The sequence below is a fragment of the Sphaerospermopsis kisseleviana CS-549 genome (assembly GCF_028329225.1).
Taxonomy (GTDB): Bacteria; Cyanobacteriota; Cyanobacteriia; order Cyanobacteriales; family Nostocaceae; genus Sphaerospermopsis; species Sphaerospermopsis kisseleviana.
In genome coordinates this window covers 23,824-40,965 of sequence record NZ_JAQMTI010000109.1, presented here as the reverse complement: position 1 = coordinate 40,965, position 17,142 = coordinate 23,824, and the positions used below count along the sequence as shown (strand labels likewise).

The window sequence follows — 17,142 nt, the reverse complement described above, 5'->3', positions numbered from 1 at the left end:
GGACTGGTGACTGGTGACTGGTGACTGGGGACTGGTGACTGGTGACTGGGGACTGGTGACTGGTGACTGGTGACTGGTGACTGGTGACTGGGGAGAAATATTTACCTTCTGACTCCTGACTCCTGACTCCTGACTCCTTGATCTCCTGACTCCTGACTCCTGACTCCTGACTCCTGAACTCCTTCTTCTAACTCCTATCCCTCAGCACTCCAGCTATTACAACGGTTCATGGCTTTTTCTACACCTTGCTTTAAGGTGAGTTCTGCACACTCAACCACAAAGTCTAAAACCACATTCATTAATTTTGATTCTGTAGCAGAGAACTTTCCCAAAACATGAGAAACCGTGTCAGCATTATCCTCATTTGCTGCACCTTTGGGTTTACCAATACCGATGCGTAAGCGGGGGAAGTTTTGACTATTTAAATGGGAAATAATACTCTTCATCCCATTATGTCCACCTGCTGAACCAGATAAACGCAGGCGAGTTTTTCCTAACGGTAAATCCATATCATCATAAATGACTAACACAGATTCAGGAGGTATTTTATACCAACTTGTTACCGCTTGGACTGATTGCCCGGAACGGTTCATGTAAGTTAGCGGTTTTAAAAGCCGAATTTTACCGCCTCCAGGTGCTAAACCTTCTGCAAAATGTCCTTGAAACTTACGATTTTCGGTTAAAGAAAATTGCCAAGCGTGGGCAAGAGCATCAATAGCCGCAAAACCAATATTATGGCGTGTTTGATCATACTTAGGCTCTGGATTCCCCAACCCGACTATTAACTGGGGAATAACCAAAGCAGGTTGCTTAACAGCTTCTGTCATCCGATTTGGGATTTTAGATTTTGGATTTTGGATTTTGGATTTTGGATGAATTTACGGGATAAATCTGTAATTTGGAGAATTTTAGACAGAATTATCCTGTTTAGTAGATTCTATTTGTTTAGGTTCGAGTTCAGCAGTGGTTTTTACAGGTTGGTCTAGTTTTTCCGCTTCTTTCTTAAATTCGCTTTGAAACTCATTAGAAGCATCTTGGAAACTGCGAATGGTTTTACCCAAACTACGACCGATTTCTGGTAGTTTCTTAGGACCAAAGATTAATAAAGCTACTACCATAATTACAGCCATTTCTGGCAAACCAATACCAAATATATTCATTATTTTTTTCCTTTAGCTCATCTTCAAATATATCAGGTGACTGGGGACTGGGGACTGGGGACTGGGGGCTGGGGACTGGGAGAAAAATTCTTTATCCGTTCCCTGTTAAGAGTTCTCTGTTCCCTATTAACTGAAAAACCCGGACAGGCCGGGTCTATATTAACTTGTATCCAAGTTATAATAGCTGTGTAGCAATTAGCCGCCTAAACTGCGCCAATCAACAAGTACGTCTTGAATTAACAGAGACTTGTTGTAAACTTGCAGAATAATGAGCAAGAATACGAAAAACAAACCCATAAAAACACCCATTAAAGGTGTTGTTCCCCAACCGGGGGATACTTTACCATATTCAGCGTTTAAGGGTCTGAGGATATCTCCCAATTTAGTCCGTTGTGCCATAGTTCACCTAAGATCAGTTGCCAAAACTTTTTTTATTTTTTTTATTCCCCTCTGTAGGGTGCTGCAATATTTCAGCAGGATTTTAACCTTACGTTTGGGATGATTCTGACTATGACGATAATACCACTATCAGGGTAGGGCGGTTTACCTGACTTTAATGAATGGAGAATATAGTATTTACGTTAAGTTTTGTAATACTCTAGAAGATAACGCTCATAATATAAATCTAAATTTATGGACTTAGAACCTGGTTTAGTGCTTGGTGTTTCTTTTTCTGCCATCCTGATTGCTATTACTGGTATGGCAATTTACACATCCTTTGGTCCACCAAGCAGGGAATTAGCTGATCCTTTTGAGGATCACGAAGATTAAAAGCGTGATTAGTTTGGTATAATGGTGGGCTATGCCCACCCTTGGGGAAGTTAAAATTAAGATCCCCGACTTATCTATATAGCTAAACATTTATGAATCAACCTATTTTACAGTTTATTGAAAATAAGAATTATAAAAATCTGTCTTTACCGCATCCTGTAGAGTTAGATAATTTGAATATTTTTATCGGTTCTAATGGTTCAGGTAAGAGTAATTTTATTAGTTGTTTAAAATTTTTAAAGGACTGTTTAACTACTATTCCTGATGAAAGTCGGGGTGTGAGTAGTTTTGAAGATGCTGTTACCAAAATTGGGGCTGATAGAATTTTAGATAATCGTGTAGAAAGTCCTGCTGTAATTAATTTTAGATATTGTTTTTCTCAAAAATCACAAAATGATACACAGCCTGAAAAAAGCACAATGTTAACTATCAACCTTTTTGTGGACAGAGATAAACATAAAGTAATTATTTCACAAGAGTTTTTATTCAGTGGTCAAAGTTTAAGCAAATCGGAATCACAACCTTTTTATTATTATAAATTTCATGATCAAGAAGTTGGTAAAGGGGTTGTTTCAGTTTATGATTCATCAAGACAAAATTCTACATCACGGTTTGAAAGGTTAAATAACATACCTACTAATTCTTTGGGTTTGTCTATTCTTCCCAGTTTGCTTGAATATAGTCATTATTCACCGGAAAATACACCCGCTTATCAAATTAGAAGAGATTTAGTAGAATTTATTGCTAAATGGCAATTTTATAACGCCAATAATATGGACTTGAACCAAATCAGAACTTCAGAACCAAAAATAGGAGGAAGTGATATTTATTTATCTGCTTCTGGGGATAATTTACCTTTGGTTTTAGATAATCTAATTCAAGAAAATATTGACTTTGAAGATAGCATTAATCAAGCTATAATGTGATCTCATTTTAGTGTTTGATGATTTAGATTGTCGAAATCACCTTGAACAAAGGGAAAGATTTTTAGCAGTAATCTCTGAAATACCTGACACCGAAGAAATACCAAAGTTTGTTGGTTTTGCTGCACCGGAAATAGAATCTTGGATTATTGCTGATTGGGATAATACCATAGCTAAGAGTTCAGATTTTCGCGGTAGACATGAAAAAATGCGTTGGTGGTTAAGTACCCAAAAAAATATTCCCTTTGATACCCCTGAATCTTTTAGTCAATATGATAATGACAGAGATTGTTGTCAAGATAAACTATCAGAAGCATTAGTAGAGTCCAGCACTTTGTCCGAATTTGATAGTAGTGTGACACGATTTTCTAAAGGTTATCACACTCCTTTACTGTTATTAGGAATACAACCTGATACAGTACAAAAGAAATGTCCTTTATTTCGGGAGTTTTATGATTATATTTTCAATTTTATTTCCAGCCAGGAAAATAAAAGCAGAACGTAAAGTATATACTGAGATTACACTATAAAATCATGAATGGTTTTTGAATAATGTAAACCATTTAAAAATTATATCCTGTAAATCCTTTAATCATGGATATCCTGATTCAGACAAATACAACTTTAAACACAAACAAACCATCTAAAAATTACCATCCTGAAAATCCTGATTCAGACACTAATTTCAAAACTTCCAATTTTCCAAGGTGCGATTTTTCCAACTTCCTCATTTACCTTCCTCTCCAATAAATCAACCGCTTCCCCTAACCTAAAATATGCACTTTCTAAACCTAACTCTGCTGTTTCTCCATGACATTCATAAAAACGCAAAATGATTTTTTTACTATCATCTTCACTGACTTTAAAAGCTGTGATAATTAAATTATTATCTGCTAATTTGAGAAAACTTTGATTCGGTAAAATACCAGATGCAGATTTTTTGATTTCTGGATTTATCAACACATTTAATGGTATATTTAATTCATATCCTTTTTTCACTGTTTCCGCTTCTTGCCAACTGCCAAGATGAGGATATAAACTATAGGTAAATTCGTGTATTCCTCTATCTGTTTCTGGGTCTGGCCAGTTGGGACTTCTTAATAATGTCAGACGGATTTGATTTGGTTTTACATCGTATCCATATTTACAATTATTGAGTAAGCTAAAACCGTATTTTCCGCTATCTGTTTCTGTGGTTAAATCCGCCCATTGTAAAGCGGGTACTTCCCATTTTGCTTGTTCCGCGGGGGTTTGGGGGTTGGTGGGGCGGTTAATGACTCCACAGGGGATTTCATAAGTTGCAGTTTCGGTGGTAAAATTTAAAGGGAAGCTGGTTTTAACTAATACTTGATTTTCTTGCCAATTTACAGTATTCTTAATTTTAAGAATTGGGGTATTTTTTTGTAAGATGTAATTTTGGGTAAATTCAGATTTACCGATTTTACGAATCACTTGTAAATTCTGTTGAATTTCTCCATGTTCTAACCATTGAATTGATAGTAATTCGCTTGGGTTTAGGGGTTTGGTGCTATAATTGGGGTCAATGTTCCAAGCGTCCCAATATTGTCCACTGTCTTGAAATGCTTGGAGTTGGTTTCCTGCACCGTTTAATATTTCCCGTTGTTGGTTTTTATCAAAAATGCTGTCTATATCTCCGGTTTGGGGGTTAATTTTTACTTGGAGATATTCATTTTCTAAAGTCCAATTTTTCGGAAGTTCATTTTTTACGATGTTTGATTTTTCCGATGTGGGAGAAAGCCAATATATTTGATATCCTATAGATGGGACAGTTGCGAAAAATAATAAAGAATTTGCGGTTTGTTGGGTGATAACTTCATTTCCTTGAACATCGTAAACTTTCCAACTCTGATCTTCTAAACTAAAAATATGGGAACTAACAAAAGAACCCTCTGAAACACTCTTGACTTCGCGTTCTTTGCGTTCTTTGCGGTTCATTATAATATGTATAACTTCCGATCGCTCCCAGTTGAGAGAGTTAAAAATTATTATAGGAATAGTATTAGGTTCGGGTGGTTGTGGTAAAGTAATGTGAGATGCGATCGCCCTTAAAGCATCATCTAATATTTTATTTCCCACTTGTTGAACTTCTTCCCACTCCGGTAACGCATCGTGATAAACTTGGGTAATAGAAGAACCGGGTAAAATATCGTGAAACTGGTTAAACAGAACTTTTTTCCAAGAAGTTTCTATTTCCATTTTCGGATATTCACAACCATATATAGAAGTTGCCAGAGTTGCGAATAACTCAGCTTGATATAATAGATGTTCAGATTTACGATTGTACCGTTTTTGATCTGCGTGAGTCGTATAACATCCGCGATGAAATTCCAAATATAACTCATCTTCCCATATTGGTAAATTTTCAGGAAGATTTTCTGATTCCGATTTTATATGTTGTAGATAATTTTCGGCGGTGGAAAATTGCAACTTGGGTAAAATGGGGGAATGTTCCCAGCGTCGTGCTACTTCTAGCATATCACGAGTAGGACCACCACCATGATCACCGACACCAGGAAGCCAAAGCGCATCATTTAAACCCGTTTGAGTTTGCCACTCACACAGATATTGAGTCATCTTAACCGGATCAATAGTTTCCCCGATGAGAGCAGACATATAACTTAATATTTGACTACCATCTGGCGATCGCCACCAAAATAAACCATAATCAAATTTAGTAGTATCATTCCAGCGTAGCTTTTGAGTAACAAAAAACTCAACCCCTGCATTTACCAAAAACTGTGGTAAAGTTGCACAAAAACCAAAAGTATCAGGGACCCAAACTATGGGAGATATTTTTCCAAACTTCTGCAAAAAATAACGCTGACCATATAATAATTGTCTAACAATAGACTCACCAGAGATCAAATTTAAATCTGGTTCAACCCAGAAACCCCCCAAAACCTCCCACCTTCCAGATTTTACCTGATTTTGAATCTCCCGAAATAACAGAGGACGATTTTCCTCAACCCAAGCATACAGAGCAGGAGTAGAATGACAGAATATCAACTCAGAAAAATCTGATTGTAACCTTAAAACCGACTCAAAAGTATTTTGTGCAGCGTTCCAAGTTTCTGAAACAGGCCATAACCATGCTAAATCTAAATGAGCATGACCCAACAAATATATTTTAGATTTTAGATTTTGGATTTTGGATTGAAGTAAAAGCTGACGTAGGTTAAAAACAACATTCTTCCAATCTTCTTCTTCCCTCTCTTCCTCTGCGTTCTTTGCGCCTTTGCGGTTCCTTACCTCATCAACCCCCGCAACCAAACCAGCTAAACCCTGCGGTGAAAACCTTTCCAAAAGAACATGAGTAATAGCCAACTCATCAGCCACAATACCCGGATCTACATCATTGTAACCCAAAGACTCAAAAATTAAAAGCGATCGCACCAAAGCACCATCACAATGACCAGGACTCACCAACCGCAAACAAACAAAAAACGCATCACCCGGTTTTACCCCTTGACTTAAAAGCACCCGTGGGGAACAATCAAATAAATCCCCAATTAAAACCAGATTACCATTAACATAAACCTCAACCGCATCAGCCCACCAAAGCAAAGACAACCGCAAAGACAAACCAGATAAAGGATAACCTTGCAAACTTTCAGGAACAGTGAACCTTTGCGCTAACCAAAGAACCTGTTTTCCCCCATCCCAAACAACCTGATTTTTCTGATTTATCTTAACAGATTGCCATTCAGACAGATCAGAATTTACTACCTCATTAACTTCTAACTCATTAACTTCTAAATTACCTTGCTGATAAACCCAAGAAGAAAGGATATTAATTTGACATAAAGAGCGTAAATTTTCAACAGTCTTTGATATAGATATAGTATCCATAGGAGTAAAATGAAAAGTTAGAGAAAATCAACAATGAAAATTCACAAGAGAAAACCACGCTCAGAACTTAAACATAAATTGAGATTGTCAAAATTAAACTCATCTGAATTTATTTTCAGTTATGATTATATCACTAACTAAATCTCAATCACATTTTACGAGCAATCACATTTCACAGGAATCGGCAAAATTAATCAAAACTCAGCCTAATTACAGCCTAATTATATTGATATCATGTCCTCTAGTTCATCTCGTCCTTATCAAAGTAAAGTATTTAACTTCTTCAATCAGCAATCTCGGCGGTTGAGTCAAAAATTAGAAAGTACCATCCGTAACTTACAAGTTGCTACAAAATGGAGTGTAGAGGCGTTACTTTATCCATTGTATCAAGCATTGCAGCCTGATAAACAACCAGGAAAGAAATTACAAACTTCAGCTAAGACCACCCAAACATACTTAAAATCTTATACTCCCCCACCAGCAGACACGCCTATTCAGAACGTCATAGAATTAGTTAAAAATTTACCATCTGCTGCCGCTGCTGAATCAGAAACTTTACAAAATGTCAAATCTTCAGGTTTCTTAGGTAAAACCTGGGAAAAAATCACTCATAGTTTTGGGTGGTTGCAAACTCAACAAGCGCCGAAATTACCATCAGAAAATACTTTACAGCATCATATCCCCACTGTACAGGGAATTGCCGTCAAGTTAGAAAATAGAAATTTGGTACTTGTCAGCGACAATAACAAAGTTTTTGATGTTTTGACAATATCCCAACAAAGAAAATTAAATGAGACAATTAATCAAGAAATTGCTGAATATTCCCAAGTTTTACAATTAGTAGCAGCCCAAAAAGAGCAGAATTTATTACCAGAAATTGACCGGATTTTAAACAAATTAACTAATAGTTCAGATTCTAGTATAACAAATGTTCCCGAAAATCAAAACACCCTAGAAATCAAATCTTATCCTGGTAAAATTTTAGCATTTTTAGATACAGCCTTAGCCAAATTAGAAGCTAAAGCAATTGTGCCTGTAAAACAACAAAGTCAGGGAATTATTAAAGTTGCCAAAACTCAATTATATATCTTTATTTATGGGAAAGAACAGGTAGAAGCTAGGGGAGAAATTTCTGTAAATGCTGATAATTTAACCAGCGAACAGCAAAGTTTGAATATTCCCGCTTTAATAGAATCAGCAATTAATTACTTTTTTGGAGGTAGAAAAATTCCCCAACTCAGGGAAGATGAAAAAGACTATAAATTTCATGAAATTCCCAACCAAACCGTTAACAGATTTATTGATAGTCGCCAAATTCAAACATCTGATTTCAACGGAGATTCTTGGTTGACTTGGGGTGATTTATTTGGTAATTTAGAAATCACATCTAACACCACAGAAGACAAAAATCAAGAAGTATTAAATACAGTGGGAAGAAAGGTTTTTAAAAACAAAAACACTGTATCATCAACACCTGAATCTAGTTTTGCAAATGAAAGAGAAGCGGAAAAACAACAACAAAAACAACAACAAAAACAACATAAATTAAAACCCGACTGGATAGAGACAACCGCTACATTTATCGGGTATGAAAAACACCCATTAGAGCAAATTTTAGCATGGTTGGATCACGTCATGCTGTGGATAGAAATGATTTTTATGAACATGATTTATTTCTTTAAAGGATTGTTGCAAGGTTAGTTTTTTCAACATTATCCAATAAATTGAGTATGTCAAGACGTGATATCTACCATAATTGTTTACAATAGAACTAGGACAGATTTTAATCAAGAACAAGATTATCAAATTAATTGTACTTGGTTTCCGTCATCCCAAAATTCGACCCTATACAAATTTTGCTGTTGGTTAGTTGGAATATTAATTTAATCCATATTTTAAAATGCAAATATTCCCGAATTTTTCACAATATACAACCAGAATTTGGGGTCTAAAATTCACCTAAATTAAGCTACACAAATTCCATATTTAGGTAATAAATCATGAATAATATAAAATTGATGTGCTTGTAAAGCGTCGTGAAATAATTTCCAATTACTGACTAAAAAACTAGGATGATATGGGAAAATTTCATTATCCTTATCAACTGCTTTTTCAGTTCGTAAAGCTTGATATTTCCAAGACCCTTGACCTTTAGGAATATAGTCTACATTAGCATCTCCAAAACTAAATTTACCTTGAGAAATAGCATCTAACCATTTGTGATGACGTGCATGACCATTTTTATCTTTAATATTTTCTAACATCCAAGCAATTAAACTTTTATCTGCTTCCGGTAAACCTGGTACAATGGCATCAGCATCACCTAATAAATAACGCTGCATAGCCTTACACATATTATCAGCAGCTTCTAAAAAATCTTCAGGATTATTGCGTCTAATTTTCTCACCTCTACCATTTATATAACCCCAACGTAAATAAGGTTTATCAGGATGACTTAAAACCGCACCATGTCCTAAAGGTAAAGCTTCACTAACAAAATAATTTTTCAATCTATCCATCAAATTTTTATCAGGTTTGTCATTTTCATCAAGTAATTTTTTCGCTTCATTAACTCGATGGTTAACACCTGCAAAACCTTGATGCGCCCAAGTATCAACATAAACGTGCATTGTAATCCCTAAACGATGTAAACTATAAGCAGTTTGACGACATTGAATACACTCCCTTACCATCTGCTGTGCAACATCACTATTAGGACGACAAATTAACTTTTCAATAAACTTTCCTTCCGGGTTCTCACCTGCTTTTTTACCCCCATTTCCTGGTAAAAAATGAAAAGGTATCCACACATGATAATTTGCTAATTCTTGAAAGTTGCGATAATCTAACATCTTATGGGCGGAACTGATGCGGGTAAACATTGCCCCATTATCAAATCTAATCATACCGGCATTAATCGCATCATCTACATATTGGGCGCAGTAAGCAACAATACTAGCATCTTCGTGGTTAAAACCCGCCAGTCGTGCCACTACGTAGGTAACACCGTGGTGAAAGTCTATTTGCATTTTAAATAACTTCGGTTAAGGATTTTTAAATTTAGGAATAGACTATAACAATTTGGGTGCTTATTTCCTTTTTCTTCCTCTCTGCGTGAGAAAATAAGAAAAAAATCCTCTTACCACAACATCCGATTCAAAAAACCTTGTAACAACTTTATCCCCTCCGGTTCATGATAATCTGTAGGTAACAAATCCCTTATTGCTTGTTCCAAAGTTTCCAAAGCTACATCTATTTCCTGACGCTTTGGCCGAGAAGTTGCAGGAAAATACAAAGGTTCACCTACCCGAATTGTTAACTTTTTTCTCCAAAATAAATCATGAGTGCCGATTAATGCTATGGGTACAATTGGCACTCCAGCCCGCAACGCATAAATTACAGTTCCCCGTTTTAGGGGATGCAAACGACCCTCAGCATTTCCCAGTCTACCTTCGGGAAAAATCATCAACCCATCCCCACGGGCTAAAATTGCCGAAACAATGCGGTCTATGCGGCGGACTGTTTGGATATTTCCACCAGGATTAACGGTACTTTTAATAACTTCTGCCAGTTCCTTTAAATCATCCCTTCCCGCTTCAGCAGCAGCAATAACAGCCTGTTCTTCTCCCCAAATGCGTTCCAAAGGAATAACACCACCTGCAAAACCTAAAATCAGGCGTTTCCACCATTTATTATAGAGAGTGCGGGCATCACCAAGAATATAATAATACGATTGAGTCGGTATTTCTGCGAGTAAAATCAAGGGATCAAAATGATGGAGATGATTAGCAGCTAAAATAGCTGATGTCTGCGGTATATTTTTGATGTTTTCCACACGGACACGGAAAAAGCAATGAATGAGCGATCGCAACACCCAACGTCTGATATTGGCATTAACTCGCGGTTCTGTATTTTCCTGATCAATAGCAGATAACTGATTGAGAGTAGTATCAATAGTATCTCGAATAGAGCGATCGCTCGCCGCCGCCACACCTTCCCAAACCCGTTTAATAGCGTTCTCAGTCAAAAGCGGTAAATTATCAGACTCGTTATTATTTTCCATCTTTACAACATACTGTAACAACCCAATCACCAAAATTTCTGTAATCCTCCCACAGTTAGAAGATATTTTCCCTACAATGTACGTTGATAGGCTAAAAAGTTGCTGGGAAATTAGGTAAAAAACTAATCATGACTATTTACCACAGCGTAGGCACATTTAAAGGTGTTGGGGGAATTGATCTGTATTATCAAAACTGGAATCCAGGGGGTAAAATCAGGGGGATATTAGCATTAGTACATGGACTCGGAGGACACAGCGGACTTTACAAAAATATAATTGAACATTTGTTACCTCAGCAATATGCTGTTTATGGCTTAGATTTGCGTGGTCATGGACAATCACCAGGTCAAAGAGGTTACATTAATACTTGGTCTGAGTTTCGTAATGACGTGCGAACATTCTTAAAAATGATGCAACAGCAACAACCACAAATTCCCATTTTTTTATTTGGACATAGCATGGGGGGAATGATAGTTTTAGAATATGCTTTGCGCCATCCAGAAGAGATATCTGCATTACAGGGAGTGATTGCAGTTGCACCTAGTATTGGAGAAGTAGGAGTATCACCAGTGCTTGTACTGTTGGGAAAAATGCTTTCGCGCTTGTGGCCGCGTTTTTCCTTAAATACTGGACTCGACACCACCGCAGGTTCAAGAGATCCGAAAATTGTAGCTACCTACACTCAAGATACCTTACGCCATACCCGTGCAACAGCCCGGTTTTCCACAGAGTTCTTTACTACATTAGCTTGGATCAATGCCCACGCCCATGAATGGAAAGCACCTTTATTAATTTTACATGGTGGTGCTGACAGAGTAGTTTTTCCAGAGGGGAGTGAAATTTTTTATCAACGAGTAACTTGTGCAGATAAGTTGCGTATTGAATATCCGGGAGCATATCACGATTTACATTGTGATCTTAATTATCGTGAATTTCTAGCTGATTTGAGTAATTGGATGGAACAACATTTACCAGCACAAGTGCGACAATTAGAGCCGATGATGAGTAATGAATGATCGTTCATTGCGGCTGTAGATTGGTAGAGTGGAAAGACAACAAAACATCAACTCGCCAGATTTCATCGTATAACATGGGCAGTATTTGGGAACTCGATTTTTACTCTCGTCCGATATTGGACGCAAATCAAAAAAAAGTTTGGGAAGTCTTAGTGTGTGAAAGTCCTACTGATGTACGCACTAAAACAGATTCCTTGTTTCGCTATGCTCAATATTGCCCTAGTACCCAAGTAAATTCAGTTTGGTTGCGGACAGCGTTACAAGAAGCGATCAAGAAAGCGGGAAAAGCACCAATTAAAATCCGCTTTTTCCGTCGGCAAATGAATAATATGATTACAAAAGCCTGTCAAGATATAGGTATTCCTGCCTTACCTAGTCGGAAAGCATTGATTCTCAATCAATGGATACAACAGCGAATGGAGGAAGTTTATCCCCAAGAACCAGGATATCAAGGCGGTACAAATCCTTCTGTACGCTTAGAAAGACCCTTACCCCAGCGTTTACCGGATGCGTTGGAAGGCAAACAATGGGCATTTGTGAGTTTAGAAGCCGGAGATTTTGCAGATATGCCAGAATGGGAAATTGGCTTTGGTGAAGCTTTTCCCCTAGAATTGGCACAATTACCCCCAGAAACTCGCATTCCGGGGATTTTGATTTTTTCACCTAGAGCTTTACCTATCGCTGGGTGGATGTCAGGTTTAGAGTTAGCTTATCTGCGATTTGATACCAGTCAAGGAGACAGGCTGATTTTAGAAACCGGTGCAACAGAAAGTTGGATTTTGGCCAATATCAGAACTCCTCAACTGCTCAAAGAAGCACAAGGTTTTGAAGCAGCCAAACAACAAGCCAATGGAGTGCATTTTATCGGTGTCCAGTCCGATCCCCAAGCTCAATCTTTTGCTGGTTTTTGGCTGTTACAAGAGGTGAATCTGTAGGGACTGGGGACTGGTGACTGGTGACATTAAATAGGCAGGGGAGCAGGGAGCAGGGAGCAGGGGGAGGTTAATAATCCAATGCCCCATGCCCCAATTACCCAAAAATAATAACTGTTGATGCACGCTGATGGGATAATGGACTGGTCTATCTGGGGTTCAAAATCCAAAATCCACAATTAATCAAGGGAAATGGGTTCTGCAAAATTGTCACAAGATACACTAGCGGAACAGTTGCTAGAACTGGCTTTAAAATCTGGCGCAGAGGCTGCGGAAGTGTATCAGTCCCGATCGCTTTCTCGTCCTGTGTTTTTTGAGGCCAACCGCTTAAAACAACTAGAAACCAGTCAATCTGAAGGTACAGCATTGCGGCTATGGCGAAACGGTCGTCCAGGACTGACTGTGGCTTACGGTTCTGTAGATCCTCAAGGGATGGTAGAACGAGCTTTAGTTCTCAGTCAGTTAAATCACCCTGAACCTGTAGAACTCAGTCGTAATTCTGAAAAATATTACCCTGATTTGGGGGAAGCTGTTCCAGTGGACAAACTGATAGACTGGGGCAAAAATGCGATCGCTATCGTGCGTGAATTCTATCCTGATGTTCTCTGTAATAGTGATTGGGAATGTGATGTAGAAAATACTCGTTTAATCAATAGCAAAGGTTTGGATTGTCACTATACTGATACTACTCTCAGTTGCTATATGTCCGCAGAATGGGTCAGAGGTGATGATTTTCTCAGTGTTGCTGATGGACAAACCCAACGAAGTGAACTTGAACCCGCTAGAGTGGCGAATCAAATTTTACAGCGATTAAATTGGGCAAAAGAAAACGTTTCTACCCCTAGCGGTCGGTTTCCAGTTTTATTTACTTCCAAAGCTGCGGATATGCTTTGGGGAACTGTGCAAGCGGCATTAAATGGTAAGCAAGTCTTGGAAAAAGCTTCTCCTTGGGCAGAAAAAAAGGGTCTACCTGTTGTTGCACCCTCTCTCACCCTTTACCAAAACCCCCAAGCAGGTCCTTACAGTTGTCCTTTTGATGATGAAGGCAATCCTACCAAGTCTTTGATATTTATCGAAAACGGAATTTTACGCAATTTTTATAGCGATCGCACTATTGGCAGACAATTAGGTATTGGTAGCACTGGTAATGGTTTTCGCCCTGGTTTGGGTAGTTATCCCACCCCTGGTTTATTTAACTTTCTCATCCAACCTGGTAAAGCAACGTTACAAGAATTAATTCAAGATATGGATGAAGGTTTAATAGTCGATCAAATGCTAGGAGGAGGAGGAGGAATTTCTGGTGATTTTTCTATCAATATTGATTTGGGATATTTGGTAAAAAAAGGTCAAATAATTGGTAGAGTTAAAGATACAATGGTCGCCGGCAATGTTTACACAGCCCTCAAAAAAATAGTTAAACTCGGTGGGGATGCAGATTGGAATGGTTCTTGTTATACTCCATCTTTGATAGTGGAAGGACTTTCTACAACTGGGAAAAATAGTTGATTTCAGGAGACAGGTGACAGTTGACAGGTGACAGGTGACAGTAAGAAGGTAAGAGAGAATAGCTAATAATTTTACCAATCACCAATCACCAATCACCAATCACCAATCACCAATCACCAATCACCAATCACCAATTATAGAGAATTATGATTTATGGAGGTTATTTTTCAATTTTGAATGTTGAATTTTAAATTTTAAATTATGATTTTCCCGGACATACTAACCCAGCGTTTTCGCAACTTGTGGCAGTCCAAAAAAAGTTTAGCAATATCTTCAATGGGCTATGCCAATATTGAAGCTTGTGTCATAGGAATTATTGCGGCTTTATCAGCAGTATTACTTAAACAAGGTTCAGGTTGGTTGGGAACATGGCGAGTTCACAGTACCCAACTTTTACCAGCTTGGCTAACTTTACCTTTAATTGGGATGAGTTTTGGCTTTTTAGCAGGTTGGTTGGTACAAAGGTTAGCACCAGAAGCCGCTGGTAGTGGTATTCCTCAAGTTAAAGCTAGTCTTGCCAATGTTCCTATTAAGTTATCCTGGCGAGTGGCATTAATTAAGTTACTCAGTGCTATCATTGCCTTGGGTTCGGGGATCACATTAGGAAGACAAGGTCCCACGGTCCAAGTAGGTGCAGGTTTAGCGGCCGGAATGAGTCGCACTTTTCCCACTTCCCCAGAACATCGCCGCCAAATGATCGCCGCAGGTGCGGGTGCTGGTTTATCCGCTGCTTTTAATGCCCCTATTGCTGGGGTATTATTTATTATTGAAGAGTTACTCCAAGATTTATCAGGACTAACTTTAGGAACTGCCATTATTGCCTGTTTTATCGGTGGTGTAATTTCCCGGTTATTAGGTGGTGGAAGTTTGCAACTAAACCTAGAATTAATGGACTATTCTAGCCAATTTTCCCTGCAAGAAATTCCTATATTTTTATTGTTGGGTGTGTTGGCAGGGTTGCTAGGTGCTGTATTTAATCACGGTTTAATATTCAGTATTAAAACTTATCGGAGATTACACATTAGCTTGTCTTTAAGAGTGGCTTTAGCTGGCTTGATTTCGGGTTTAATTGTGGCTTTACTCCCGGAATATTATCGTGATAATGCTGGTTTGCGGGAGTATATGATTGCCAGTCAACCGAATCTTTTGTTAGCAATTATCACTTTTATTACTCAATTTATTTTAACATTAATTGCCTTTGGTTCTGGCGCTCCAGGGGGATTATTTGCACCCAGTTTAATTTTAGGTTCTTGTTTAGGTCATATAGTTGGAGTTTGTGAGTTTCAACTGTGGGGTTTTGGTTCTCCTACTACCTACGCTTTAGCAGGAATGGGGGGCTTTTTTAGCGCCGTTTCTAAAGTTCCAATTACAGCTATTGTGATTATTTTTGAAATGACGACAGATTTCAATCTTGTATTACCTTTGATGATTGTTTCTGTCACTTCTTATTTAGTTGCCGATCAAGTTTTACCTGGTTCACTGTATGAAAAACTTTTACTATTGAATGGGATAAAATTGCAAAAAAATGCTCCAATTGAAGGGGTATTAACTGAATTAACAGCCAAGGATGTAATGCAGCAACGGGTAGAAACTCTAGAGGCAGAAATGTCTATAGAAGAATCAATTCAAGCCTTTTCTCGTTCTCATCATCGGGGTTTTCCAGTGGTAGAAAAAAATCAATTAGTGGGAATTATTACTCAATCAGATATACAAAATATTTACCCCTTCCGGCATACAGTTTTAAGGGAAATCATGACACCAAAACCAATCACAGTTAAGCCGACACAAACTTTGAGTGATGTACTGTATTTACTGGATCGTTATCAAATTAGTCGTTTACCAGTGGTAGAAAAACAAAAATTGATTGGTATTATTACTCGTGCAGATATTATTAGAGCAGAAGCAGATCGTCTGAACTGTAAAAATGGTATGACTGGACCACAACCAGAACCATCTTATGTAGTGTACCAAACGCGATCGCCTAATATTGGTAGAGGTAGATTATTAGTTACACTTGCTAACCCAGATACAGCAGAAACTTTATTACAAATGGCTGCTACTATTGCCCGCGATCGCCATTATGAATTAGAGTGTTTACAAATTATTTTAGTATCCCGTAACAGTTCCCCATCAGAAACAGAAGTCAGAACTACAAGAAGTCGTCGCTTACTCAGACACGCGGAAGCTTTAGCCAAAAAATTGCACATTCCTATTCATACACAAATACGAGTTGCCCATGATGTTGGGCAAGCAATTTTAGAAACAATCAAAGAACGTCATATAGATTTAATGTTCATGGGTTGGAAAGGAAATACTTCTACCCCCGGCCGTATTTTTGGTACTGTTGTTGACACTATAATTCGTCAAGCTACCTGTGATGTAGTTGTTGTGAAGTTAGGCAATTATTCAGAACCTCCCCATTTTAACCGTTGGTTAGTACCAATGGCAGGGGGACCAAATGCACCTATAGCCATTAAATTATTACCAGCTTTAGTCACATTAGGAAATGAGCCAGAAATTCGCCTCACTCAAGTATTTAAACCATCGGAATTAAAACCAAATCTGCAATTTTTAGAAGAATATACTCGTCAGTTAATCCGACACCGCAATTTACATAGTAATGTTTTTGCAACACCTATAGAAGCTGATTCTGTTACCGAAGGGGTAATTAATTTAGTCAAGAAAGAAGATTTTGATGTTGTAGTTTTGGGTGCTTCTCGTGAGGGTTTATTACAACAAGCAATTCACGGTAATATTCCTGAAAATATTGCTTCTGGTGTTGATAGTACAGTAATTTTAGTGAGAGGAGAAATTAATTCATAATAGGTGATTGGTAATTGGTGATTGGTAATTGGTGATTGGTGATTGGTGATTGGTGATTGGTAACTAGAGGAACAAAAC

General features: G+C 37.9%; 14 protein-coding genes. 8 read left to right on the top strand and 6 right to left on the bottom strand.

Features of this window, described 5'->3' with window-relative positions; genetic code table 11:
* Positions 1-194: 194 nt before the first annotated feature.
* The 3 genes from pth to psbH all read right to left on the bottom strand — a co-directional run bounded on the left by pth (position 195) and on the right by psbH (position 1,559).
* On the bottom strand, positions 195-827 hold the full coding sequence (gene pth / locus PN497_RS09655; RefSeq protein WP_096566037.1) for an aminoacyl-tRNA hydrolase: 633 nt from the start codon (positions 825-827) through the stop codon (positions 195-197).
* Positions 828-908: 81 nt separating this feature from the next.
* Positions 909-1,160, bottom strand: a complete 252-nt coding sequence (locus tag PN497_RS09650; protein WP_096566035.1) for a TatA/E family twin arginine-targeting protein translocase — start codon at positions 1,158-1,160, stop codon at positions 909-911.
* Positions 1,161-1,355: 195 nt separating this feature from the next.
* The gene (gene psbH / locus PN497_RS09645; RefSeq protein WP_096566033.1) at positions 1,356-1,559 is read right to left on the bottom strand and encodes a photosystem II reaction center phosphoprotein PsbH; all 204 of its coding nucleotides are present in this window, start codon (positions 1,557-1,559) and stop codon (positions 1,356-1,358) included.
* A 234-nt stretch (positions 1,560-1,793) separates the two neighbouring features.
* On the opposite strand from psbH, the gene psbN reads away from it, so the two are divergent.
* The 3 genes from psbN (at position 1,794) to PN497_RS09630 (ending at position 3,359) form a co-directional block, all read left to right on the top strand.
* Positions 1,794-1,931 (top strand): photosystem II reaction center protein PsbN, encoded by a 138-nt coding sequence (gene psbN, locus PN497_RS09640; RefSeq protein WP_096566031.1) that lies wholly within the window; start codon positions 1,794-1,796, stop codon positions 1,929-1,931.
* 92 nt (positions 1,932-2,023) lie between these two features.
* Positions 2,024-2,857 carry an AAA family ATPase gene (locus PN497_RS09635; protein WP_096566030.1) on the top strand — a complete coding sequence of 278 codons (834 nt, stop codon included), beginning with the start codon at positions 2,024-2,026 and terminating at the stop codon, positions 2,855-2,857.
* 10 nt (positions 2,858-2,867) lie between these two features.
* The gene (locus PN497_RS09630; RefSeq protein ID WP_096566028.1) at positions 2,868-3,359 is read left to right on the top strand and encodes a hypothetical protein; all 492 of its coding nucleotides are present in this window, start codon (positions 2,868-2,870) and stop codon (positions 3,357-3,359) included.
* A 167-nt stretch (positions 3,360-3,526) separates the two neighbouring features.
* Here PN497_RS09630 and PN497_RS09625 read toward each other — a convergent pair whose 3' ends face one another.
* Positions 3,527-6,724: an alpha-mannosidase gene (locus PN497_RS09625; protein ID WP_096566026.1), complete on the bottom strand. Its 3,198-nt coding sequence runs from the start codon at positions 6,722-6,724 to the stop codon at positions 3,527-3,529.
* 234 nt (positions 6,725-6,958) lie between these two features.
* Here PN497_RS09625 and PN497_RS09620 point away from each other — a divergent pair, with 234 nt between their 5' ends.
* Positions 6,959-8,425, top strand: coding sequence for a hypothetical protein (locus PN497_RS09620; protein WP_096566023.1), 1,467 nt, complete (start codon positions 6,959-6,961; stop codon positions 8,423-8,425).
* A gap of 263 nt (positions 8,426-8,688) precedes the next feature.
* Here the strand turns inward: PN497_RS09620 and PN497_RS09615 are convergent, their stop codons facing one another.
* Both PN497_RS09615 and PN497_RS09610 read right to left on the bottom strand, forming a co-directional pair.
* Positions 8,689-9,753 (bottom strand): DUF6765 family protein, encoded by a 1,065-nt coding sequence (locus PN497_RS09615; RefSeq protein WP_096566021.1) that lies wholly within the window; start codon positions 9,751-9,753, stop codon positions 8,689-8,691.
* A gap of 110 nt (positions 9,754-9,863) precedes the next feature.
* Positions 9,864-10,787 (bottom strand): lysophospholipid acyltransferase family protein, encoded by a 924-nt coding sequence (locus tag PN497_RS09610; protein ID WP_096566019.1) that lies wholly within the window; start codon positions 10,785-10,787, stop codon positions 9,864-9,866.
* Between the two features lie 128 nt (positions 10,788-10,915).
* Here PN497_RS09610 and PN497_RS09605 point away from each other — a divergent pair, with 128 nt between their 5' ends.
* From PN497_RS09605 to PN497_RS09590, 4 genes are all read left to right on the top strand, one after another.
* A complete protein-coding gene (locus tag PN497_RS09605) occupies positions 10,916-11,803 on the top strand; it encodes an alpha/beta hydrolase (RefSeq protein ID WP_096566017.1) in 888 nt (295 codons plus the stop codon).
* 74 nt (positions 11,804-11,877) lie between these two features.
* The gene (locus tag PN497_RS09600; protein ID WP_096566015.1) at positions 11,878-12,738 is read left to right on the top strand and encodes a Tab2/Atab2 family RNA-binding protein; all 861 of its coding nucleotides are present in this window, start codon (positions 11,878-11,880) and stop codon (positions 12,736-12,738) included.
* Between the two features lie 189 nt (positions 12,739-12,927).
* Positions 12,928-14,241 (top strand): TldD/PmbA family protein, encoded by a 1,314-nt coding sequence (locus PN497_RS09595; RefSeq protein ID WP_096566013.1) that lies wholly within the window; start codon positions 12,928-12,930, stop codon positions 14,239-14,241.
* Between the two features lie 201 nt (positions 14,242-14,442).
* Positions 14,443-17,064, top strand: a complete 2,622-nt coding sequence (locus PN497_RS09590) for a chloride channel protein (protein WP_272110006.1) — start codon at positions 14,443-14,445, stop codon at positions 17,062-17,064.
* Positions 17,065-17,142: the final 78 nt, after the last annotated feature.

Bases quoted from the DNA above. Each gene is read 5' to 3' on its own strand.
- psbH (WP_096566033.1), bottom strand. From the start codon at position 1,559: ATGGCACAACGGACTAAATTGGGAGATATCCTCAGACCCTTAAACGCT.
- PN497_RS09595 (WP_096566013.1), top strand. From the start codon at position 12,928: ATGGGTTCTGCAAAATTGTCACAAGATACACTAGCGGAACAGTTGCTA.
- PN497_RS09590 (WP_272110006.1), top strand. From the start codon at position 14,443: ATGATTTTCCCGGACATACTAACCCAGCGTTTTCGCAACTTGTGGCAG.
- PN497_RS09615 (WP_096566021.1), bottom strand. From the start codon at position 9,753: ATGCAAATAGACTTTCACCACGGTGTTACCTACGTAGTGGCACGACTG.
- psbN (WP_096566031.1), top strand. From the start codon at position 1,794: ATGGACTTAGAACCTGGTTTAGTGCTTGGTGTTTCTTTTTCTGCCATC.
- PN497_RS09605 (WP_096566017.1), top strand. From the start codon at position 10,916: ATGACTATTTACCACAGCGTAGGCACATTTAAAGGTGTTGGGGGAATT.
- PN497_RS09620 (WP_096566023.1), top strand. From the start codon at position 6,959: ATGTCCTCTAGTTCATCTCGTCCTTATCAAAGTAAAGTATTTAACTTC.
- pth (WP_096566037.1), bottom strand. From the start codon at position 827: ATGACAGAAGCTGTTAAGCAACCTGCTTTGGTTATTCCCCAGTTAATA.
- PN497_RS09600 (WP_096566015.1), top strand. From the start codon at position 11,878: ATGGGCAGTATTTGGGAACTCGATTTTTACTCTCGTCCGATATTGGAC.
- PN497_RS09625 (WP_096566026.1), bottom strand. From the start codon at position 6,724: ATGGATACTATATCTATATCAAAGACTGTTGAAAATTTACGCTCTTTA.
- PN497_RS09650 (WP_096566035.1), bottom strand. From the start codon at position 1,160: ATGAATATATTTGGTATTGGTTTGCCAGAAATGGCTGTAATTATGGTA.
- PN497_RS09635 (WP_096566030.1), top strand. From the start codon at position 2,024: ATGAATCAACCTATTTTACAGTTTATTGAAAATAAGAATTATAAAAAT.
- PN497_RS09610 (WP_096566019.1), bottom strand. From the start codon at position 10,787: ATGGAAAATAATAACGAGTCTGATAATTTACCGCTTTTGACTGAGAAC.